Raw genomic sequence first — 20,977 nt, 5'->3', positions numbered from 1 at the left:
CCGCCGCCCGGGGAGTCTTTTGCGTCAAGCGCACGAAGCGCCCATCGAAGCGCACACCGGAGCAGTCCATGGCCAAGACGAGCAAAGCATCGCGCCGTCCCGTAGCGACCGCCAAGGGAGGGCGAGCCGCCGCAGGACCCGCAAGGGCGACCGCCTCCAAGCCGGCCAAGCCGGCGGGCAAGCCCGTCGCGGGCAAGGCTGCGAAGGTCGTCGCGTCGGCGAAGCCGGCCGCCAAGGTCGCGGCGGCGCGTCGCGCCGTGCCGGCCGCGAAGTCGGCCAAGCCCGCCGTCAAGGCCACCAAGCTCACCAAGTCCTCGACCAAGGCGGCGACCAGGCCGGCGGCCAGCAAGCCGGCCCGCAAGGCGATCAAGTCGCCGGCGACGAAGCCCGCCGCCAAGCCGGCCGGAAAGCCCGCCGCCCGCGCCACCAAGCCGGCCACCAAGCCGGCGGCCCGCGTCGCCAAGCCGAGCGGCGGGAAGCCGCCCGTGAAGGCGCCGACGCCGGTCGCCGTGAAGGGCAAGTGGGTCTACACGTTCGGCAACGGCACGGCCGAAGGCGCCGCGGGCATGAAGAACCTGCTCGGCGGCAAGGGCGCCAATCTCGCCGAGATGGCCGGCCTCGGCCTGCCGGTGCCGCCCGGCTTCACCATCTCGACCGAGGTCTGCACCTACTACTACCAGAACAACCGCACCTACCCGAAGACGCTGAAGCCGCAGGTCGAGGCGGCGCTCGCCCACATCGCGAAGATCGTCGGCAAGGACTTCGGCGACAAGACCGACCCGCTGCTCGTCTCGGTGCGCTCCGGCGCGCGGGCCTCGATGCCCGGCATGATGGACACGGTGCTCAATCTCGGCCTCAACGACGAGACGGTCGAGGCGCTGGCCAAGCAGGCCGGTGACCGCCGCTTCGCCTTCGATTCCTATCGCCGCTTCATCACCATGTATTCCAACGTGGTGCTCGACGTCGGCTATCACAATTTCGAGGAGCTGCTCGACGAGCACAAGGACGAGCACGGCTACAAGCTCGACACCGACCTGACCGCCGAGGACTGGGAGAAGCTGATCGTCCGCTACAAGGAGCGGGTGATCCGCGAGACCGGCAAGCCGTTCCCGCAGGATCCGCACGAGCAGCTGTGGGGCTCCATCGGCGCCGTGTTCGGGTCGTGGATGAACCAGCGCGCCATCACGTATCGCCGGCTCAACGGCGTGCCGGAGAGCTGGGGCACCGCCGTCAACGTCCAGGCCATGGTGTTCGGCAATCTCGGCGAGAGCTCGGCGACCGGCGTCGCCTTCTCACGCAACCCGTCGACCGGCGAGCGCAAGCTCTACGGCGAGTTCCTGATCAACGCGCAGGGGGAGGACGTCGTCGCCGGCATCCGCACCCCGCAGGAGATCACCGAGGCCGCCCGCATCGCCTCGGGCTCCGACAAGCCGTCGCTCGAGAAGGCGATGCCGGAGCCGTTCAAGGAGCTGGTGAAGTACTACACCAAGCTCGAGAAGCACTATCGCGACATGCAGGACATGGAGTTCACGGTCGAGCGCGGCCGGCTGTGGATGCTGCAGACCCGCAACGGCAAGCGCACCGCCAAGGCGGCGCTGAAGATCGCCGTCGACCTCGCCAACGAGGGCGTGATCAGCCGCAACGAGGCGGTGCTGCGCATCGAGCCGAACTCGCTCGACCAGCTGCTGCACCCGACCATCGACCCGAAGGCCGAGCGCAAGATGATCGCCACCGGCCTGCCGGCCTCGCCGGGCGCCGCGGCCGGCGAGATCGTCTTCAACTCGGACGAGGCGGAGCTGCTGAAGTCGCAGAACCGCAAGGTCATCCTGGTGCGGGTCGAGACCAGCCCCGAGGACATCCACGGCATGCACGCCGCCGAGGGCATCCTGACGACGCGCGGCGGCATGACGTCGCACGCCGCCGTGGTCGCCCGCGGCATGGGCAAGCCCTGCGTCGCCGGCGCCGGCTCGATCCGGGTCGACTACGTGGCCGGCACCATGACGGCGAGCGGCCAGGTGTTCAAGAAGGGCGACGTGATCACGATCGACGGCAGCACTGGACACGTGCTCGCCGGTCGCGTGCCCATGCAGGAGCCGACGCTCTCCGACGACTTCGCCACCCTGATGGCGTGGGCCGACAAGGCCCGCAAGCTCAAGGTGCGCACCAACGCCGACACGCCGAACGACGCAAAGGTGGCGATCAAGTTCGGTGCCGAGGGCATCGGCCTGTGCCGCACCGAGCACATGTTCTTCGAGGGCGACCGCATCCGCGCCGTGCGCGAGATGATCCTCGCCGACGACGAGCAGAGCCGGCGCAACGCGCTCGCCAAGCTGCTGCCGATGCAGCGCGGCGACTTCGCCCAGATCTTCGAGGTGATGAAGGGCAAGCCGGTGACCATCCGGCTGCTCGATCCGCCGCTGCACGAGTTCCTGCCGCACACCGAGCAGGAGATCGCCGAGGTGGCGACGGCGATGGGGGCCGATCCGCGCAAGCTCGCCGACCGCGCCAAGGAGCTGGCCGAGTTCAACCCGATGCTCGGCTTCCGCGGCTGCCGGTTGGCCGTCGTCTATCCGGAGATCGCCGAGATGCAGGCGCGGGCGATCTTCGAGGCGGCCGTCGACGCCGCCAAGAAGACCGGCGAGCCGGTGGTGCCCGAGGTGATGGTGCCGCTGATCGCCTCCAAGGCCGAGCTCGATCTCGTCAAGGGACGCATCGACGCCATGGCGCAGGCGGTGATGAAGGAGAGCGGGACCCGGTTCAAGTACCAGGTCGGCACCATGATCGAGCTGCCGCGCGCCGCGCTGCGGGCCGGCGAGATCGCCGAGTCGGCCGAGTTCTTCTCGTTCGGCACCAACGATCTCACCCAGACGACCTTCGGCATCAGCCGTGACGACGCCGCCACCTTCATCGGCACCTACACGGCGAAGAACATCTTCCCGAACGACCCGTTCGTGTCGGTCGACCAGGAGGGCGTCGGCGAGCTGATGCAGATCGCCACCGAGCGCGGCCGCGCGGTGCGCGAGAAGCTCAAGACCGGCATCTGTGGCGAGCACGGCGGCGATCCGGCCTCGGTGATGTTCTGCGCCAAGCTCGGGCTCGACTACGTGTCGTGCTCGCCGTTCCGCGTGCCGATCGCCCGCCTCGCCGCCGCCCAGGCGGCGCTCGGCGGCGGCTCGTCCGGCACGGTGTGAGAAAGCGGGGCATGCTCGTTCCTGACGAGCGCGTGCCCCGGACGCCGCGTGCCCCGGACAAGGCCGGTCGGGCGCAAGCCCGACGGGCCGCAGAGCCGGGGCCCAGGGGCCGCACGGGAAAGGTCCCGTTCGCGGCTATCGACGACCACATGCATTCCGCGCCCCTGGGTCCCGGCTCGCGCTGCATCGCTACGCGCTGCAGCCCGTCCGGGACACGGAGGCTGGATCCCGCCGCGACCGCCCTGCCGCTTGACCCGCTGGGCCGGCGCACCTAATCGACCCTGCGACGACTCTCAGAGGCGCGGGACAGGCCCGTGCCCGTCGACCAGGGGGCAAGGCCGATGGCCGCCGTCTCACCGCTCGCGCCAGAGCGCTTTCCCGAAATGCCGGCGATCGACGGCGTCGCGGTCGCGACCGCGGCGGCCGGCATCCGCTATGCGGGCCGCACCGACGTGCTGCTCGCGCTGCTCGAGCCGGGCACCGCGGTCGCCGGCGTCTTCACCAGGTCGAAGTGCCCCTCCGCCCCGGTCGACTGGTGCCGCGGCAAGCTGAAGGGCGGCAAGGCGCGCGCCCTCGTGGTCAACTCCGGCAATGCGAACGCCTTCACGGGCAAGACCGGGGTCGCCGCCGTCAAGCTGACGGCCGACATCGCCTCGAAATCCGCCGGCTGCAAGCCGGCCGAGATCTTCCTCGCCTCCACGGGTGTGATCGGCGAGCCGCTGCCGGCGGAAAAATTCTCCGGCGTGATGGACGGCCTCGTCGCGGCCGTGCAGCCCGGCCGCTGGGAGGAGGCGGCCCGCGCCATCATGACCACCGACACGTTCCCGAAGGGCGCGGCCGCGGTGGTGCGCATCGACGGCAAGCCGGTGACCATCTGCGGCATCGCCAAGGGCGCCGGCATGATCGCGCCCGACATGGCGACCATGCTGAGCTTCGTGTTCACCGACGCGCCGCTCGCGCCCGCCGTGCTGCAGAGCCTGCTCACGAAGGGCGTCGAGGACACGTTCAACGCCGTGACGATCGACGGCGACACCTCGACGTCCGACACGCTGCTGGCGTTCGCGACCGGCGCGGCGGCCAAGCGCGGCGTCGCCAAGATCTCGCGCGCCAGCGATCCGCGGCTCGAGCCGTTCCGCAAGGGCTTCAATCGCGTGCTCGCCGATCTGGCCGAGCAGGTGGCGCGCGACGGCGAGGGCGCGCGAAAGCTGGTCGAGGTGATCGTCCAGGGCGCCGCGTCCAAGAAGGCGGCGCGCAAGATCGCCATGTCGATCGCCAACTCGCCGCTGGTGAAGACCGCGATCGCCGGCGAGGACGCCAACTGGGGCCGCGTCGTGATGGCGGTCGGCAAGGCCGGCGAGAAGGCCGATCGCGACAAGCTGTCGATCTGGTTCGGCGGCGTCCGGGTCGCCCACAAGGGCGCGCGCGATCCCGCCTACGACGAGGCCAAGGTCTCGGCCCTGATGAAGAAGCCGGAGATCGAGCTGAAGGTCGATCTCGGGATCGGCAAGGGCCGCGACCGCGTGCTCACCTGCGATCTCACGAAAGAGTACGTCGCCATCAACGGCGACTACCGGTCCTAGAGCAGATTTCGGTTTGGTGGATCGGCCTCCACTTCCGCTCGTCCCCGCGAAGGCGGGGACCCAGGGGCGACACGGCACGCGGCCCCTGGATCCCTGCTTGCGCGGGGATGAGCGGTGTGTGGGGCGACGTAAGTGGAAACCGTTCCGGCATCCTCGTCATGGCCGGGCGCGTCCCGGCCATCCACGCCTTGCTGCTACGATGCCTCGAGACGTGGATGCCCGGCACGAGGCCGGGCATGACGGCTCCGGGAGTGCGGAGATCGTCGTGAAAAAGCTTCTTCTCGTCGCCGCCTGTGCGCTGATCGATGCCGACGGGCGCATTCTTCTGGCGCAGCGTCCCGAGGGGAAGGCGATGGCCGGGCTGTGGGAGTTTCCCGGCGGCAAGGTGGAGGCCGGGGAGACGCCGGAGGCGTCGCTGATCCGCGAGCTCGCGGAAGAGCTCGGCATCGCCGTGAAGGCGGCGTGCCTGGCGCCGCTCACCTTCGCGAGCCACACCTACACGGACTTTCATCTCCTGATGCCGCTCTATGTGTGCCGGCGCTGGGACGGCATCGTGACGCCGCGCGAGCACGCCGCGCTGCGCTGGGTGCGACCGCAGGCGATGCGCGACTATCCGATGCCCGAGGCCGACATCCCGCTGATCGCGCATCTGCAGGAGCTGCTTCGATAACGCTCTAAACTGATCACGTCCGCCGAGCCGCTGTAGGGTGGGCAAAGCGAAGCGTGCCCACGCCGTCCCGCGCCGCCGATTCCGACTGCTGATCACGACGACGTGGGCACGGCGCGCCTGCGGCGCCCCTTTGCCCACCCTACGACTTTCGTGCGCGTCCCGGCCCCGCCTTCTCGCCGGCCGAGATCTCTTTAGTCCCCAACGCGTCGGCGAGCCGGTGCGTCGCGCTGCCGGGCTTCAATGGCTTCTGCTGGCTCTCGTGCGGCGCCCAGCCCGACAGCCAGACGATCTCGACGGTCGCGCGCACCCGTCCGTCGGGGTCGGAGAATTTTTCCGCATAGATCTCGGCCGCCCGCATCAGGGTCGCACGCCGCAGCGGCACACGCCGCCGCTCCACCAGCGGATTGGTGGCGCCCATGCGGCGAAGGTCCTGCATCAGCGCGAAGGGCGAGGCGTAGCGCACCGTCACCACGTCGACATCGGTGACCGGCAGGGCGAAGCCGGCGCGTTGCAGCAGCGCGCCGATGTCGCGAATGTCGGCGAAGGGCGCCACCCGCGGCGACAGGCCGCCCTCGCATTCGGTCTCGGCGAGCGCGAAGCTCTGGCGCAGCTCGGTCAATGTCGCGCCGCCGAGCAGCGCGGCGAGGAACAGCCCGTCGGGCCGCAGCGCGCGGCGCACCTGCGCGAAGGTGCCGGGCAGGTCGTCGACCGTCTGCAGGGCCAGCCCCGACACGACGAGATCGAGCGACGCGTCGGCGAAGGGCAGGATCTCGGCGTCGGCGACGACCGCCACGCCAGCCGCAGACCCGTCGACCGCCGTCGCGCCGTCGGCGAGCGCATCGACGCCGATCAGCGTCCCGAGCCGCGGATGGCCGGCGAGCGCGCGCCGAATCGCGTCACCGGGCGTCGCGAGATCGACGCCGCGCGAAAAGCTGCGCAGTGTCGCGGCGAGCCGGTCGGCCATGTCCTCGGCGACCCGGTCGAGCAGGAACGTGGCGGCGCCGAGCCCGATCGCGCGCCGGCGTCGGCGCAGGATCAGCCGACGATCGAAAACGTGAGGAGCACTCATCTACCACCCTGATATGATGCCACGTGTGCGTCGCCACCCGACTCGCCTGCGTCGGCGCCGTGATTCTTCGACCGGTTTCGGCCCGCGTGGTCGGTCCGGATCGTCGGTCGGCCTCGGAGTGGCGGCCCGAGCGGAGCCGGGACGCGACACGCAGCGGTCGAATCAAGCCTCGCGCTGGCGCGATGCTTGCATCGTTTCTCGCCGAGACGAGCGGCGGCAGGGATGCCGCCGGGTCGCGTCGACGAGGTCCGACGTGCCCGACACGTGATCAGATGCGCGACGGCGTCGTCTGGGCTCGCGCCGAGCGAAGTCGATGAACAAGGGTTCATATGGCGACCGGGGCGATCATGGCACGGACCGGGCTGCGCGCCGCGCTGCGGTTCGCCGTCGACGCCGTCCTGCCGCCGTTGTGTCCGGCCTGCAGCCGGCCGCTGACCGACGACGGCGCCATTTGTGCAACCTGCTGGTCCCGGTTGTCGTTCATAGCGCGTCCCTATTGCGAGCGTCTCGGCATCCCGTTGCCACACGACGTCACGCCGGGCGCGCTCTCGGCCCGGGCGATCGCCGAGCCGCCGGCGTTCGGGGGGGCGCGCGCCGCGGTGCTGTACGACGACGTGGCCGGATCTCTGGTTCATGCGTAGAAGTACGGCGACCGCATGGAGATCGCGCCGATGATGGGGCGGTGGATGGCGGTCGCGGGCGCCGAGCTGACGGCCCGGGCCGACGCGCTGGTGCCGGTGCCGCTGCATTGGCGACGGCTGTGGGCCCGGCGCTTCAACCAGGCCGCCGCGCTCGCCGCCGTGATGGCGGATTTGTCGGGCATACCGATGCTGACCGGCGCGCTGACGCGGGTTCGGCCGACGCCCCAGCAGGTCGGCCTGACGCGCGCCGAGCGGGCCGGCAACGTGCAGGCCGCCTTCCGCGTGCCGGAAGCGGGGCGCGCGAATGTGCGGGGCCGCCGCCTGATCGTCGTCGACGACGTCATGACGACCGGCGCCACGGCGGAGAGCTGCGCCAGAACCTTGTTGCGGGCGGGTGCGAGCAATGTTGACGTGATCGTGTTCGCCTGTGTCTCGGGTGCAACGGTGGTATGACTACTGGGTGACACGGACTGTTGATAGGGCGCCATCTCCACTATAGTGCTGGATTGCAGTTTAGTGTGCGGTGCGAAGTCATCAGCTCGTGCGAAACTTCGATGGCGATCAGTTGCCCTCGTGCGGACCGGCGAGCGATGGACGTCGACAGGGCCGGACATCGTATGACGGGACTCGAAAGACGACACGACGCGACGCACCGGCCTCGAACCGACTGGACTTGGGCCGACCCGGACTTGGCACGACCGACTTGGGCACGACCGAACTGAACGACGAGACGCGACGATCGATGCCGGACATTGAAATCTACACGACCCCGTTCTGTCCCTACTGCTCGTCAGCGAAGCAACTGCTGGCGCGGAAGGGGGTCCCGTTCACGGAGATCGGCGTCGCCGGTCTGCCCGACAGGCGCGCCGAGATGGTCGAGCGCGCCGGCGGGCGGACGACGGTGCCGCAGATCTTCATCGGCGAGACGCATGTCGGTGGATGCGACGATCTCTACGCCCTCGACGAGGCGGGTCAGCTCGACCCCCTGCTGAAGGCGTGACGGAGGGCTGTTTCATGACCTTTCAACTCAGAGAGAATTCGACCTTTCGGGTCGCACTGATTCAGATGCAGTCGGGCCGGCGCCCGGCCGCCAACATCGATTCCGCCGTCAAGCTCATCGGCAAGGCGAAGGATCGCGGCGCGCATTATGTGCAGACGCCGGAGATGACCAACGTGATGGAGAGCGATCGCGAGCGCCTGCTCGAGCTGATCGCTCCCGAGGACAGCGATCACGGCCTCGCGGCGCTGCGCGACACCGCGCGCAAGCACCACATCTGGCTGCACATCGGCTCGCTCGCCGTGCGCATCGGCCCGGAGTCGGCCGCCAACCGCTCCTACCTGATCGATCCGAACGGCGACATCGTCGCCTTCTACGACAAGATCCACATGTTCGACGTCGATCTTCCCAACGGGGAGAGCCATCGCGAGTCGCGCATGTTCCGCCCCGGCGACCGCGCCGTGGTGGCCGATCTCCCGTGGGGCCGCATCGGCCTGTCGATCTGCTACGACCTGCGCTTCCCGGCGCTCTACCGGGCGCTCGCCGAGGCCGGTTCCTCGTTCATCGCCATCCCGGCGGCGTTCACGCGCCAGACCGGCCAGGCGCACTGGCACATCCTCACCCGCGCCCGCGCCATCGAGAACGGCTGCTACGTCTTCGCCGCCGCCCAGGGCGGCGTGCACGAGAGCGGCCGCGAGACCTTCGGGCACTCGCTGATCGTCGACCCGTGGGGCGTCGTCATCGCCGAGAACAGCACGGAGCCCGGCTTCGTCATGGCGGAGGTCGATCCGGCCGCCGTCACGGCGGCGCGCAGCCGCATCCCGTCGCTGCAGCACGGCCGCCGCTTCGAGCTGGTCGAGCCGAGCACCGCCGCCGTGCATCTGCACGCCCTGCAAGAGGCGAAATGATCCGTTACGCGCTCGGCTGCCGGGCCGGGCATACGTTCGAGAGCTGGTTCCGCAACGCGGCCGACTACGACGATCAGGCCGCGCGCGGTCTGGTCTCGTGCCCGGTGTGTGGCAGCCCCGAGGTCGAGAAGGCGCTGATGACGCCGCGGCTCGGCCGCTCGGCGAAGCTCTCGCCCGAGCGCATGGCGTCCGTCGCCGCCGCGGCCGTGGCCGAGATCGCCGGCGAGGTCGCGAAGGAGGCGCCGGCGGCGGCCGCTGCCCCGGCGGGGTCCGCGACAAGTCCGGTGCCGGCCGGCACCGGTGTGCCGGACGCCGCGATCGACGCCAAGGCGCCGGTCGCGCTGATGCCGCCCCAGCTGATGTCCCCTCAGGAGGTTGCGCTGCGCCGCAAGCTCAAGGAACTGCGCGATCATCTCGTGCAGAACGCCGAGCATGTGGGAGAGCGCTTTCCCGACGAGGCCCGGCGCATGCACTACGGCGAGATCGAGCACCGCTCGATCTACGGCGAGGCCTCGCCCGACGACGTGAAGGCGATGCTCGACGAGGGCATCGAGTTCCACGCGCTTCCCGTCCTGCCCGACGAGCGGAACTGAGCTCTTGGTCGTTACGGATTTCGTCATGGCCGGGCTCGTCCCGGCCATCCACGTTGCTTACGGCGCTTTCAACAGAGAAGAGCGTGGATGGCCGGGACAAGCCCGGCCATGACGGCGCGTGTCACGTAGTTCGTCACTTGCCCACGGCGCCCCTCAATGCACCCACAATAAGAGCACGACGCCGGCGACGATCAGGGCGATGCCGATCAGCTCGCGCCGTGTCGCGCGCTGGCCGAAGGCGAAGCGCGACACGGCCTGAGCGAACAGCACCTCGACCAGCGCGACGGTGCGCACATTGGCGGCCGCCGTCAGCGCGAAGGCGAGGAACCAGAGCTGCGAGGCAAAGGCGCCCATGAAGCCGGCGAGCAGCGACGGCCGCCACGCTCTCACGACCGCGATCAGCACGGCGTGGTCGCGCAGCGCGAGCCACGCCGAGAGCAGCACGGCCTGGATCGCGAGCGCGAGGCAGAGCGTCGTGCTCGCCGCCGTCACGAAGCCGGCCGGGATCGTCAGGATGGCGCCGCGATAGCCGATCGCCGAGACGGCGAACAGCGCCGCCGAGCCGAGGCCGAGCAGCATCGGCCTCACACCGCCCTCCTGCAGCCCGGCCTGCCCGGGCCGCAGCGACATCAGCACCACGCCGACCGTGGCGATCACGATCGCAGCGATCATCGGCAGCGTCACGGCATCGCCCAGCACGACCAGCCCGAACAGCGCCACCTGCACGGGCTCGGTTTTGGTGTAGGCGGTCACCACCAGAAAGGAGCGCTCGCCCATGGCGGCGAGCATCAGCGCCGTCGCGACGATCTGGGTGACGGCACCGGCCGCGACCCACGGCCAGAACGCGGCGGGCGGCGTCGGCGGCTGCGCGCCGGTGGCGGCCACGATCAGGCCGAGGAACACCACCGCGAAGGGAAGCCCGAACAGGAAACGCACATGGGTGGCGCCGACCGTGCCGAGCGTGCGGGTCAGCTCGCGCTGCGCGGCGTTGCGCACGGTCTGGGCGGCGGCGGCCGCGATCGCGAAAGCGGCCCACCACCAGGCTCCGTCGGACACGTTCAGCTCCGAGACGACGAGGCTCGCCGCGCCGGCGAGCCTGGACGATCATGCACGCAGGGCGGCGCGGGCCGCGCGACGACGCCCGCGGCCGCCGGGGGTCGGCTGGTGCGGGCAACGCCCAGTCGTTATATCTCACGCGCCGGACTTTTGGGGCCGACGCGCGCGACGGTGCATCAGGACGGCTCGCTCCTTGCCTCGCGGCAGGGACCGACGGGCGCATGGCAGAGTGGCGGCGCCTTGACGAATCGCGCCTTTGGCGAGCAAGCCCGAGGGGCGGAGACGGCGGCGTGCCGAGCCCCGGCGCGTCTCGCCCGATCGGGCGATACTGCAGGAGGGACGCCATGAAGGCCCTGACGGTCGGCGGAGCCATGATCGACACCATCGCGATCATCGAGAGCTCGCGCATCGAGCGCATGGCGATGTCGAACGCCGACGTCTCCTATCTGCTGATGGAGGAGGGCCGCAAGACCGAGGCGCTCCAGATCTCCACCCACACGGGCGGCGGCGCCGTCAATGCCGCCGTGTCGATGGCGCGACTCGGCTTCGACGTGTCGACCCTGGTCAAGCTCGGCCAGGACAACCGCGCCGAGACGATCCTGTCGACGCTGGAGAAGCAGGGCGTGTCGACCCGCTGGGCGCAGCGCGACGAGCGCGCCCCGACCGGCGCCTCGGTGCTGATCTCCTCGCACGACCGCAACGCCGCCGTGTTCACGTTCCGCGGCGCCAACACGCTGCTCGAGGAGCGCGACCTCAACGATCTCGCCTTCGCCGTGGACGTCGTCTACATCGCGTCGCTCTCCGGCAAGTCGGCCGAGCGGTTCCCGGATCTGGTGCGACGCGCCAAGGCACACGGGGCCATGGTGGTCACCAATCCGGGCGTGCGCCAGCTCTCGGCCCGCGCCGGCCCGTTCCAGGAGGCGCTGCGCATGGTCGACATCGTGGCGCTCAACCGCTCCGAGGCGTCGACCCTGGTGCCGAGCCTGATCGCCCAGTTCGGCGAGGGCGGCCCCCGCCTGCCGCTCGGCCCCGGCGAGGAGCGGCCCGACATCGACAAGCGGCCGCTGTCGGGCGGCGGCTTCGACATGAGCGTCGTGCAGTTCTTCCGCGCCCTGATCAGCATGGGGCCGAAGCGCGTGCTGCTCACCGACGGCAAGCGCGGCGCCTATGTGGCGACGCCGGACCAGATCGTGTTCTGCCCGTCGGTCGACTGCCCGGTGGCCGGCACGGCCGGCGCGGGCGACGCCTTCACGTCGACCTACGCGGCCTACGAGGCGCTCGGCGTCGCGCCCGTCGAGGCCCTGAAGGCGGCGACCCTCAACGCCGCCTCGGTGGTCGGTCATGTCGACACCCAGGCTGGGCTGCTGCGTCGCGACGACCTCGACGGCCGCATCGCCGCGCCGGGCGCACAGTTCGCCACCCGGAGCTGGCCGCTGCACTTCGAGTCGCCCGCCGACGACCGCGGCGATCTCGCCGCGGAGTAGGATCCATTCATCGCGTCACGTCGGTCCGCGACGGCGCTCGCGCCCTCTCCCCGCGAGCCGGGAGAGGTGAAAGTCGAAGACCATGACCGAGCCCCGCCTCAACACGCCCGAATGGACCGTCTCCGAGCTGTCGGCGGCGCTCAAGCGCACCGTCGAGGACGCCTACGGCCATGTCCGGGTGCGCGGCGAGATCTCGGGCTTTCGCGGGGTCCACTCCTCGGGTCACGCCTATTTCGCCCTGAAGGACGAGTCCGCCCGCATCGACGCGGTGGTGTGGCGCAACGCCTTCGCGCGCATGCGGATCAAGCCCGAGGAGGGGCTCGAGGTGATCGCCACCGGGCGGCTCACCACCTATCCGGGCCGCTCGACCTATCAGATCGTCATCGAGACGCTGGAGCCGGCCGGCCTCGGCGCCCTGATGGCGCTGCTCGAGCAGCGCAAGCAGGCGCTCGCCGCCGAGGGGCTGTTCGACGAGGCGCGCAAGCAGCTCCTGCCGTCGCTGCCGCGCGTCATCGGCGTCGTCACGTCGCCGACCGGCGCCGTCATCCGCGACATCCTGCATCGCCTGGAGGACCGCTTCCCGCGGCCCGTGCTGGTGTGGCCGGTCCGGGTGCAGGGCGACGGTGCCGCCGAGGAGATCGCCGCCGCCATCCGGGGCTTCAACGCGCTGCCCGAGGACGGCCCGATCCCGCGGCCCGATCTGCTGATCGTCGCCCGCGGCGGCGGCTCGATCGAGGATCTGTGGGCCTTCAACGAGCAGGTCGTGGTGCGGGCGGCGGCGGAGAGTCACATCGCGCTGATCTCGGCGGTCGGCCACGAGACCGACGTGACGCTGATCGACTTCGCCTCCGACCGCCGCGCCCCGACCCCCACGGCCGCCGCCGAGATGGCCGTGCCGGTGCGCTCCGAGCTGCTGGCCCGGGTCGACGGGCTCGGCCGCCGGGTGACCACCTGCTGGCTGCGCGCCCAGGAGGGCCGCCGCGTCGCGCTGCGCTCGGCGGGCCGCGCCCTGCCGTCCGCCGACGCGCTGCTCGCCACGCCGCGCCAGCGCCTGGACGCCGCCGCCGGGCGCCTGCCGCGGGCGCTGCGCGAGGGCACCAGCCGCCATCGCACCGATTTTTCGCGCCTCGCGGTGCGGCTCGCGCCGCTGGTGCTGCGGACCCGCATCGCCCGCGAGCGCGAGCGCGTACGGGGCCTGTCGGATCGCACCGCCCGCTGCCTGAAGGTCCAGGGCGAGCGCCGTCGCGACCGTTTCTCCGCGATCTCGGGCCGGCTCGGGGCGGCGCTGCGAGCCTCGCTGGCGGCGCAGCGGCACGCGCTGGCGCGTGACCGCGAGCGGGTCGGCGTCCTGGCGAAACGCGCCGAGCGGGCCTCCAGGGGGCTGCTCGCCGAACGGCGCGCCCACCTCGGCCGCGCCGCGCAGCTGTTGCGGGCGTTGTCCTATACGGGCGTGCTGGCCCGCGGCTTCGCCTTGGTACGCGGCGCCGACGACCGGCCGCTGCGCTCCGCCGCCGCCGTGATCCCGGGCCAGCGCCTGTCGCTCGAATTCTCCGACGGCCGCATCGCCGCGCGGGCCGACGGCGGCGCGGCGGCGCCGGCCTCCGTGCCGCCGGCCGCGACCCCGGACCTCGCCGGAGAACGGTCGAAGCCCGCCAACAAGCCGGCGCGCCGAAAAACGCCGGCCGAGGGGCAGGGCTCGCTGTTCTGAGCCGGGCCGGGTCGGGGGAACCCGGGGTTCCGTCGCGGCGCGGGAGCGACTACATTGGTCGCATGCGTCGCCGGGACGCCCGGCCCCATGCCGTTCGGGAGGTCTTACGTGCTCAACCGGTTCGACTTCCGCTCGCCGCAGACGGGCGAGGCGGAGGTCCGCTATCTCGACGCCGATTTCCGCGTACTGCGGGCCGGTGCCTTCGTCCGCTGTGCCGTCACGGGCGTGCCGATCCCGCTCGAGGAGCTGAAATACTGGAGCGTCGAGCACCAGGAGGCCTATGCGGGCCCCGAGGCTGTCGCCCAGCGGCTCTATCCGGACCGCGCCAAGCCGCAGCCCTGAGTCCCGGATCCGCGATCAGATCCGCAGGCCCGTCCGCGCCGCCAGGACGGCGCGCAGGCCGGCCGTGTCGTCGATCACGAGGCCGACCGGCAGGGTGGCGCTCGCCGCCGCCAGCGCCGCGAGCGCCGGGTCGCCCTGCAGCCGCAAGAAATCCTTCTCGGTCGTCACCAGCGTCAGCCCGTCGGCTGCCGCGTCGGTGATCAGCCGGGCCGCCTCCGTCTCGGTGAAGGCGTGGTGGTCGGGGAAATGCGCGGTGCGCACCGGCGCGAGCCCGGCATTCGCCAGCGTCGCGAAGAACTTCTCCGGATCGGCGATCCCCGCATAGGCGAGGAGGCGTTTCCCCCGCAGCGCCGCGACCGCGGCGGTGTCGGGCAGCACGCGTCCCGAAAAGACCGGCAGGCCGCGCCGGCGCGCCGCGTCGATCACGGGCAGCGCGAGGTCGCTCGGCGGGCCGATCACCAGGAGCGCATGGGCGATGTCGAGCTGCGCCTCGAGGCCGAGCCGCAACGGGCCGGCTGGAAACACCAGGCCATTGCCGATGCCGCGCCGTCCGTCGAGCACGACGAGGGCCAGCGGTTTCGCGAGCGAGGGGTTCTGCAGCCCGTCGTCCATCACGATCACGCGGGCGCCGGCGGCGAGCGCCGCCTGCGCTCCGGCGACGCGGTTGCGGGCCAGGATCGTCGGCGCCGTGCGGGCGAGCAGCAGCGGCTCGTCGCCGACATCGGCGGCCGCGGCGCCGGGCGCCACGGTGAGCGGACCGGCGAGCCGGCCCTTGTAGCCGCGGGTGAGGAAGACGGGCCTCAGCCCGGCGCCCTGCAGGAGGCGGGCGATCGCGATGGCGGTCGGCGTCTTGCCGGCGCCGCCCAGCGTGAGATTGCCGACGCAGACGACCGGCACGGGCAGGGTGTGGCCGGGCCGGCGCAGCCGCGCCGCGGCGATCCGGCCGTAGACCGTGCCGAGCGGCGACGCCAGCCTCGCGGCGAGGCCGGGCGCGCGCCACCAGAAGTCCGGCTCACGCATCGTTCGGCTCACGCCTCCTCGGGCCGGCCCCGAAAGCGAATCTGCACCAGATAGGGCTCCAGCGCCGCCATGGTGCGCTCGACCGCCCCGGCCAAGGTCCGGACCGTGTGCTCGCCGGCGGCGGCGAGTCGGGCCTGCGCGCCGGGATCGCCGAGCAGGCCGGCGAGCCGGCGGGCCAGATCGGCACCGTCGGCGACCGCGACGGCGCCGTCGGCGCTGTCGAGCGCCTGGTAGAGGTCGGAAAAATTCTTCACGTGCGGGCCGTGCAGCACGCCGGCGCCGAGCTTGATCGGCTCGATCGGGTTCTGGCCGCCATGCGGGATCAGCGACCCGCCCATGAACACCACCCGGCCGAGCCGGTAGAGCAGGCCGAGCTCGCCGAGCGTGTCGGCGACGTAGATCTCGGTCGCCGCGTTGGGCAGCACGCCCTGCGACCGGCGGGCCGCCTCCAGGCCGCCGGCGCGGGCGAGCGCGGCGATCTCGGCCCCGCGCTCCGGATGGCGGGGCGCGATCACGGTGAGGAGGCGCGGGAACTCCAGCCGCAGCCGGCGATGCGCCTCGATCAGCGCCACCTCCTCGCCCGCATGGGTCGAGGCGGCGACCACCAGCGGCCGGCCGGCGAGCGCCCGCTCCAGCTCCGTGAAGCGCGCCGGATCGACCGGCAGGGCCGGGCCGTCGAGCTTGAGGTTGCCGGTGACGCCGAGGCGCGGCGCCCCGAGCGCGCCGAAGCGCTGCGCGTCCTCGGCCGAGCGCACGAGGCATAGGTCGAAGCGCGACAGCAGCGCCTCGATGGTCGCCGGCGCGCGCTGCCACTTGGCGAAGGAGCGCTCCGACAGCCGGCCGTTGATCAGGATCAGCGGGATGTTCCGGTCGCCGCAGCCGACGATCAGGTTCGGCCACAGATCCGACTCGACGAACAGGCCGAGATCGGGACGCCAGTGGTCGAGAAAGCGCGCCACATAAGCGGGCGCGTCGAGCGGCACGAACTGATGGACGGCGCCGCGCGGCAGCCGGCGCGCCGCCACCTCGGCCGACGTCACGGTGCCGGAGGTGACGAGCACGGCGATGCCCTGCGCGGCGAGGCGCTCGATCAGCGGCAGCGCCGCGATCAGCTCGCCGACGCTCGCCCCGTGCACCCAGACGAGCGGACCGCGCGGCCGCGGCTGGCCGGCCTCGCCGCGCCGCTCGGACAGCCGCTCCGGATGCTCCTTGCCGCGTTTCAGGCGACGGCCGAGCAGGTATCTCGCGAAGGGTGTGGCGGCGCGGGTGGCCAGCCGGTACGCCGTGAAGGTGAACGGCAATCGTTCGACCAAGACCGCCGTCTCCTCGTCGGTGTATCGCCGAAGCCGCGCGCCCCGGAGTCGCGCGACCGCGCGGCGGCTCAGCGGGACGTGCGCGCGAGCTGCGCGACGATGTCGCGCGCCGCTCGCTGCCGCGCCGGATCGGCGGCGACGAGCGCCTCGTGTCGCGGCACCGGACGGTTGTACCGGATGGTCTCTCCGGCGACCGTGGTGAGCGTCCCCGCGGCTTCGTGCACCAAAAGATCGGCAGCCGCAAGGTCCCAGTCGTGGCTGTCCTTGGACGCGAAGGCGACGTGGATTCGCCCGTGCGCGACGCGGGCGATTCGCAGTGCGAGCGAGTGGACCTTGGGCACCGGGACCACGCCGGAGGTCGCCGCGGCGAAGCGCTCGAGAAGGCGCGGCGGCCCGGCGACGACGGCGCCCGCGAACATCTCTGCGTCTACCGCGCCGGTCGCGGGCGCCACCCGGATCGGCACGCCGTTGCGGGTGGCGCCGCGTCCGGCGACGGCCAGGAACATCTCGTCGGTGACTGGCGCGAGGAGGGCGGCGAGCACAGGGCGGTCGTGCTCGACCAGCGCGACCGAGATGGTCCAGTCCGGCTTGCCGGCGATGAAGCCGCGGGTGCCGTCGATCGGATCGACCACCCACAGCCGCTCGCAGCCGAGCCGGGCGGGATCGTCCTCGGTCTCCTCCGACAGCCAGCCGGCGTCCGGCAGCAGCGGGCCGAGCCGCTCCTTAAGCAGGCGGTCGACCGCGAGATCGACCTCGGAGACCGGCTGGTCCTCGCCCTTGCCCTTGTACCAGCTCTTGATCGGGTCGCGGATCGCGGCCAGCGCCAGGGCGCCTGCCTCGCGCACGATCGTCTCGATCGGCGCGACCAGCGTGGCGTGGTCCGCCGTGTCAGACACCCGCAACGGTGAGGCCCTCGACCCGGATGGTGGGCGCGTTGACGCCGTAGCGGAAGGCGAGATCGTTCGCCGGCCGCATCGCGCCGAACATGTCGATCAAGTTGCCGGCGATCGTCACCTCGCTGACCGGATAGGTCACGACGCCGTTCTCGATCCAGAAGCCGGAGGCGCCGCGGCTGTAGTCGCCCGTCACCATGTTGACGCCCATGCCGATCAGGTCGGTGATGTAGAACCCGTCGGCGATGTCGGCGATCAGCGCCTCGGGCGTCTCGCGGCCCGGCTCCAGATGGACGTTGGAGGCGCTCGGGCTCGGCGTCGAGGAGACGCCGCGCTGGGCGTGGCCCGTGGTCGTCATGCCGAGCTCGCGCGCCGTGGCGCAGTCGAGGAGCCAGGTCGTGATCACGCCGTCGTCGACGATCGCGAGCGGCCGCGCCGGGACGCCCTCGGCGTCGAAGGGATGCGAGCGCAGGCCGCGCTTGCGCAGCGGGTCGTCGACGATCCGAATGCCGGGCGCGAACACGCGCTGGCCGAGCTTGTCGCGCAACAGGCTCGTCTTGCGCGCGATCGAAGCGCCGTTCACGGCGGAGACCAGATGCGAGACCAGCGAGCCGGCGACGCGCGGCGCGTAGACGACCGGCACCTTGCGGGTCGACACCTTGCGCGGATCGAGGCGCTTCACGGCGCGCTCGCCGGCGGTGCGGCCGATCTTCTCGGGATCGTCGAGGTCGCCCGCGTGCACGGTGGAGGACCAGTCGTAATCACGCTCCATCTTGGTGCCCTCGCCGGCGATCGCCGTCATCGACACCGAATGACGCGAGCCGGCATAGATGCCGGTGAAGCCCGTCGAGGTGACCAGCACCATCCCGCCGATGCCGGCCGAGGCCGAGGCGCCGCCCGACTTCGACACGCCGGCGATGGCGAGGCCGGCGCCCTCGGCCGCCTTGGCGCGCGCCTCCAAGACGGTGACGTCCGGCATGTCGCGGTCGATCAGATCGAGATCCGGGACGTCGCGCGCGAGCAGGGCCGGATCGGCGAGCCCGGCGTAAGGATCCTCGGGGGCGACGCGCGCCATCGCGACGGCCCGCTCGGCGAGCGCGTCGAAGCCGTCGCCGGCGAGATCGTTGGTCGACACCACGGCCTGGCGGCGCCCGACCAGCACGCGCAGGCCGAGATCGTCGCCCTCCGAGCGGGTCGATTCCTCGACGCTGCCGTCGCGCACCTCGACCGAGAGCGAGACGCCGCGGGTGGCGATCGCGTCGGCCGCGTCGGCGCCGGCACGGCGGGCCGCGGCGACGAGACGCTCGGCGAGCGTGACGAGCGCGGACTGATCGAACAGGGAGGACATGCGGCTGCTTGCGCTTTCGGTGCGGGGAGGGAACGGCGGCGCGGTGAAATCTCGCTCCACGACATGGGGCGCGCGGCGGTCGCGATCAAGCCGAAATTCGTCGCGCCCCGGCGGCGGGCCGGCGCCGCGCTTTGGCGGGCGCCCGCGAAAGACTTTTAGACGTTTCCGAAAAAGCAACGCTACGGGGCAACGCTCCGTTGATCATGTGGTTCGAAGCATTGCGGAAACCCCTGATTAACCGAGGGTTTTAAGACAAGACCAAACCATCGGCGCTAGTCTCCCAGGAAAGATCGGGCCGACAGAGTCCGAACAGGGATGCTGTAACAAGCGAGGCGTCGAATGAGTGCCGGTGGGGTCGCTCCCTCCGGGTCGAGCCGGCATGTCCGGCTCGACCCCTTCGCTCTTCCGGTCCGGTTCCGGACCGCCGACCAGGCGTCCGACTCCAAGGAGCGGATCGTCGAGCTCGACCACGACACGCTGGTCCTGCGCCGTGCGGTCGCCGGAATTCCGATGAAGGTGTCCGTGCCGGTGGCGAGCTTTCTCGGCGTCGCGTTGCGCGTCGCGCCGCCCGACGAGACCAGCGACGGCTCCGTCGCCGTGGTGCTCGAGCACGACGATCCCGCCCTCACGGTGCCGCTGTTCGTCGCCGACGATGGCACCGACGCGGTCGCCGAATGGCAGCTCTGGGCCAATCGGCTCGGCCTGCCGCTCCTGGTCGCCGAGACCGACGGCACGCTGCGCGAGCCGTTCGCCCGCCTGGGCGGCGTGCGGCTGGCGAAGACGCAGCCGCGCCGCCGCCGTGCCTCGCCGCTCAAGCGCCGCCGCGCCTCGATCCTGATGCGCCGCAAGCCCGGCCGCCTGCCGGTCGCGCCCCGCATCCACAAGGACGAGAAAGAGATCATCGCGCGGAGCTGATTTTTTCCGATGCCGCCATTTAACCTCTCCCCGCTGTGCGGGGAGAGGGAAGAGTCGCTCCGCGCGCGAACCTCACAGCAGCGCGTCGAGCACCATGCCGGCGAACAGCAGCAGGCCGGCGTCGCGGTTGGAGCGGAACTGCATCAGGCAGCGATCGGTGTCGTCGATGTCGAGCGTCGTGATCTGCCAGCCGAGATGGATCGCGAAGGCGCCCAGCCCCACGACGAACCAGTAGCCGCCGCCCGCAGCGTATCCGGCGAGCCCGATCAGCACCACGGCGGTGCCGTAGAACAGCATCAGCATCCGCCTGGTGTCGGCGCCGAACAGCAGTGCCGTCGACTTGATGCCGGCGAACAGGTCGTCGGCGCGGTCCTGGTGGGCGTAGATGGTGTCGTAGCCGATCACCCAGGCGATCGCGCCGAGATAGAGCAGGATCGGGGCGAGATCGAGCTGCCCGAAGGCGGCGGCCCAGCCCATCAGGGCGCCCCACGAGAAGGCGAGGCCGAGGACGATCTGGGGCCAGTAGGTGACGCGCTTCATGAACGGGTAGAGCGCGACGATGCCGAGCGAGGCGATGCCGGTCGCGATGGCGAAGCCGTTGAGCTGGATCAGCACCAGGAAGCCGACCAGCGACTGCAGGATCGCATAGGCGAGCGCCTGCGACAGCGTCACGGCGCCCGACGCGATCGGCCGCAGCCGGGTGCGTTCCACCTTCTTGTCGATGTCGTGATCGGCGATGTCGTTCCAGGTGCAGCCGGCGCCGCGCATCACGAAGGCGCCGACGAAGAACAGGATCAGGTGCCAGAGGTTCGGCAGCGACCAGCCGGCCGCGACGGCGGCGAGCGCCGCCGACCACCAGCACGGGATCAGCAGGAGCCAGGCGCCGATCGGGCGGTCGAAGCGGGAGAGACGGAGATAGGGCTTGACGGCGGACGGGGCGTTCCGGTCGACCCAGTTGCCGACCGAATCCGCGATCCGCCCCTGCAGCGTGCTCATCGCGCGATCGAGCTTCCGGTGAGGGTGTTGAACGTGCCGGTCGGCTTGCTGCCGCCGGCGGCGCTGTTGCCGGGAACCCGCGCGGTGCCGAGCGCCTCGCTCAGGCTCGGCGGGCCGGCCGCCGGGCCCGCGCCCCCCATCGGGCCGGCCGCGCAGGCCTGCTTGGCGGTCTTGCCGATGTTGACGCTGCCGGTCTTGAGCTGCTGGACGATGTTGGGTGGGATGCCGCAGGTCGGCGCCTTGGCGGCGGCGA

The 20,977-nt window shown here is 71.4% G+C and carries 17 protein-coding genes and 2 pseudogenes; 11 read left to right on the top strand and 8 right to left on the bottom strand.

From position 1 onward, the window contains the following. The first annotated feature begins 68 nt into the window (after positions 1–68). The 3 genes from ppdK to ABTU92_RS20700 all read left to right on the top strand — a co-directional run bounded on the left by ppdK (position 69) and on the right by ABTU92_RS20700 (position 5,441). Positions 69–3,191, top strand: coding sequence for a pyruvate, phosphate dikinase (gene ppdK / locus ABTU92_RS20710; RefSeq protein ID WP_408093518.1), 3,123 nt, complete (start codon positions 69–71; stop codon positions 3,189–3,191). A 341-nt stretch (positions 3,192–3,532) separates the two neighbouring features. Continuing rightward, positions 3,533–4,771 (top strand): bifunctional glutamate N-acetyltransferase/amino-acid acetyltransferase ArgJ, encoded by a 1,239-nt coding sequence (argJ, locus tag ABTU92_RS20705; RefSeq protein WP_408093531.1) that lies wholly within the window; start codon positions 3,533–3,535, stop codon positions 4,769–4,771. A 259-nt stretch (positions 4,772–5,030) separates the two neighbouring features. Next, positions 5,031–5,441: a (deoxy)nucleoside triphosphate pyrophosphohydrolase gene (locus ABTU92_RS20700; RefSeq protein ID WP_408093530.1), complete on the top strand. Its 411-nt coding sequence runs from the start codon at positions 5,031–5,033 to the stop codon at positions 5,439–5,441. A 139-nt stretch (positions 5,442–5,580) separates the two neighbouring features. Here ABTU92_RS20700 and ABTU92_RS20695 read toward each other — a convergent pair whose 3' ends face one another. Continuing rightward, positions 5,581–6,510 carry a methyltransferase domain-containing protein gene (locus ABTU92_RS20695; protein WP_408093517.1) on the bottom strand — a complete coding sequence of 310 codons (930 nt, stop codon included), beginning with the start codon at positions 6,508–6,510 and terminating at the stop codon, positions 5,581–5,583. A gap of 329 nt (positions 6,511–6,839) precedes the next feature. Between ABTU92_RS20695 and ABTU92_RS20690 the strand changes: the two are divergent. From ABTU92_RS20690 to ABTU92_RS20675, 4 genes and pseudogenes are all read left to right on the top strand, one after another. Beyond that, positions 6,840–7,604, top strand: a pseudogene (locus ABTU92_RS20690) (ComF family protein). A 289-nt stretch (positions 7,605–7,893) separates the two neighbouring features. Further along, the gene (grxC, locus tag ABTU92_RS20685) at positions 7,894–8,151 is read left to right on the top strand and encodes a glutaredoxin 3 (protein WP_408093516.1); all 258 of its coding nucleotides are present in this window, start codon (positions 7,894–7,896) and stop codon (positions 8,149–8,151) included. Positions 8,152–8,165: 14 nt separating this feature from the next. Beyond that, positions 8,166–9,056 carry a carbon-nitrogen hydrolase family protein gene (locus ABTU92_RS20680; RefSeq protein WP_408093515.1) on the top strand — a complete coding sequence of 297 codons (891 nt, stop codon included), beginning with the start codon at positions 8,166–8,168 and terminating at the stop codon, positions 9,054–9,056. Next, entirely contained in the window at positions 9,053–9,649 is a 597-nt protein-coding gene (locus ABTU92_RS20675; RefSeq protein WP_408093514.1) for a DUF1178 family protein, read from the top strand. The genes ABTU92_RS20680 and ABTU92_RS20675 overlap by 4 nt, the downstream gene beginning before the upstream one ends. Positions 9,650–9,802: 153 nt before the next feature. Here the strand turns inward: ABTU92_RS20675 and ABTU92_RS20670 are convergent, their stop codons facing one another. Further along, positions 9,803–10,705 carry an EamA family transporter gene (locus ABTU92_RS20670; RefSeq protein ID WP_408093513.1) on the bottom strand — a complete coding sequence of 301 codons (903 nt, stop codon included), beginning with the start codon at positions 10,703–10,705 and terminating at the stop codon, positions 9,803–9,805. A 344-nt stretch (positions 10,706–11,049) separates the two neighbouring features. Here ABTU92_RS20670 and ABTU92_RS20665 point away from each other — a divergent pair, with 344 nt between their 5' ends. From ABTU92_RS20665 to ABTU92_RS20655, 3 genes are all read left to right on the top strand, one after another. After that, the gene (locus ABTU92_RS20665) at positions 11,050–12,189 is read left to right on the top strand and encodes a carbohydrate kinase family protein (protein WP_408093512.1); all 1,140 of its coding nucleotides are present in this window, start codon (positions 11,050–11,052) and stop codon (positions 12,187–12,189) included. An 82-nt stretch (positions 12,190–12,271) separates the two neighbouring features. Then, on the top strand, positions 12,272–13,897 hold the full coding sequence (xseA, locus tag ABTU92_RS20660) for an exodeoxyribonuclease VII large subunit (protein ID WP_408093511.1): 1,626 nt from the start codon (positions 12,272–12,274) through the stop codon (positions 13,895–13,897). Between the two features lie 87 nt (positions 13,898–13,984). After that, the gene (locus ABTU92_RS20655; protein WP_111360717.1) at positions 13,985–14,239 is read left to right on the top strand and encodes a DUF2093 domain-containing protein; all 255 of its coding nucleotides are present in this window, start codon (positions 13,985–13,987) and stop codon (positions 14,237–14,239) included. Positions 14,240–14,254: 15 nt separating this feature from the next. Here the strand turns inward: ABTU92_RS20655 and lpxK are convergent, their stop codons facing one another. From lpxK to ABTU92_RS20635, 4 genes are all read right to left on the bottom strand, one after another. After that, positions 14,255–15,259 carry a tetraacyldisaccharide 4'-kinase gene (gene lpxK, locus ABTU92_RS20650; protein ID WP_408093529.1) on the bottom strand — a complete coding sequence of 335 codons (1,005 nt, stop codon included), beginning with the start codon at positions 15,257–15,259 and terminating at the stop codon, positions 14,255–14,257. A gap of 8 nt (positions 15,260–15,267) precedes the next feature. Further along, positions 15,268–16,572 carry a 3-deoxy-D-manno-octulosonic acid transferase gene (locus tag ABTU92_RS20645; RefSeq protein WP_408093510.1) on the bottom strand — a complete coding sequence of 435 codons (1,305 nt, stop codon included), beginning with the start codon at positions 16,570–16,572 and terminating at the stop codon, positions 15,268–15,270. Between the two features lie 68 nt (positions 16,573–16,640). Beyond that, complete coding sequence (locus ABTU92_RS20640; RefSeq protein WP_408093528.1) at positions 16,641–17,468, bottom strand: 3'(2'),5'-bisphosphate nucleotidase CysQ; 828 nt, start codon at positions 17,466–17,468, stop codon at positions 16,641–16,643. Then, the gene (locus ABTU92_RS20635; protein ID WP_408093509.1) at positions 17,461–18,813 is read right to left on the bottom strand and encodes a TldD/PmbA family protein; all 1,353 of its coding nucleotides are present in this window, start codon (positions 18,811–18,813) and stop codon (positions 17,461–17,463) included. Before ABTU92_RS20635 ends, ABTU92_RS20640 begins: the two co-directional genes overlap by 8 nt. A gap of 339 nt (positions 18,814–19,152) precedes the next feature. Between ABTU92_RS20635 and ABTU92_RS20630 the strand changes: the two genes are divergently transcribed. Continuing rightward, complete coding sequence (locus tag ABTU92_RS20630) at positions 19,153–19,728, top strand: DUF6101 family protein (RefSeq protein WP_408093508.1); 576 nt, start codon at positions 19,153–19,155, stop codon at positions 19,726–19,728. Between the two features lie 72 nt (positions 19,729–19,800). Here the strand turns inward: ABTU92_RS20630 and ubiA are convergent, their stop codons facing one another. Continuing rightward, positions 19,801–20,724, bottom strand: coding sequence for a 4-hydroxybenzoate octaprenyltransferase (gene ubiA, locus ABTU92_RS20625; protein WP_408093507.1), 924 nt, complete (start codon positions 20,722–20,724; stop codon positions 19,801–19,803). After that, a pseudogene (locus ABTU92_RS20620) lies at positions 20,721–20,977 on the bottom strand (hypothetical protein); the annotation flags it as partial. The pseudogene ABTU92_RS20620 and the gene ubiA, both read right to left, overlap by 4 nt.

It is taken from the genome of Rhodoplanes sp. SY1, assembly GCF_046000175.1.
GTDB lineage: Bacteria > Pseudomonadota > Alphaproteobacteria > Rhizobiales > Xanthobacteraceae > Rhodoplanes.
This window is presented reverse-complemented; position numbering and strand designations above follow the sequence as displayed.

What these genes read in the sequence shown, in the direction of transcription:
- ppdK (WP_408093518.1), top strand. Translation starts at nt 69, where the DNA reads ATGGCCAAGACGAGCAAAGCATCGCGCCGTCCCGTAGCGACCGCCAAG.
- argJ (WP_408093531.1), top strand. Translation starts at nt 3,533, where the DNA reads ATGGCCGCCGTCTCACCGCTCGCGCCAGAGCGCTTTCCCGAAATGCCG.
- ABTU92_RS20695 (WP_408093517.1), bottom strand. Translation starts at nt 6,510, where the DNA reads ATGAGTGCTCCTCACGTTTTCGATCGTCGGCTGATCCTGCGCCGACGC.
- grxC (WP_408093516.1), top strand. Translation starts at nt 7,894, where the DNA reads ATGCCGGACATTGAAATCTACACGACCCCGTTCTGTCCCTACTGCTCG.
- ABTU92_RS20680 (WP_408093515.1), top strand. Translation starts at nt 8,166, where the DNA reads ATGACCTTTCAACTCAGAGAGAATTCGACCTTTCGGGTCGCACTGATT.
- ABTU92_RS20675 (WP_408093514.1), top strand. Translation starts at nt 9,053, where the DNA reads ATGATCCGTTACGCGCTCGGCTGCCGGGCCGGGCATACGTTCGAGAGC.
- ABTU92_RS20665 (WP_408093512.1), top strand. Translation starts at nt 11,050, where the DNA reads ATGAAGGCCCTGACGGTCGGCGGAGCCATGATCGACACCATCGCGATC.
- xseA (WP_408093511.1), top strand. Translation starts at nt 12,272, where the DNA reads ATGACCGAGCCCCGCCTCAACACGCCCGAATGGACCGTCTCCGAGCTG.
- ABTU92_RS20655 (WP_111360717.1), top strand. Translation starts at nt 13,985, where the DNA reads ATGCCGTTCGGGAGGTCTTACGTGCTCAACCGGTTCGACTTCCGCTCG.
- lpxK (WP_408093529.1), bottom strand. Translation starts at nt 15,259, where the DNA reads ATGCGTGAGCCGGACTTCTGGTGGCGCGCGCCCGGCCTCGCCGCGAGG.
- ABTU92_RS20635 (WP_408093509.1), bottom strand. Translation starts at nt 18,813, where the DNA reads ATGTCCTCCCTGTTCGATCAGTCCGCGCTCGTCACGCTCGCCGAGCGT.
- ABTU92_RS20630 (WP_408093508.1), top strand. Translation starts at nt 19,153, where the DNA reads ATGAGTGCCGGTGGGGTCGCTCCCTCCGGGTCGAGCCGGCATGTCCGG.
- ubiA (WP_408093507.1), bottom strand. Translation starts at nt 20,724, where the DNA reads ATGAGCACGCTGCAGGGGCGGATCGCGGATTCGGTCGGCAACTGGGTC.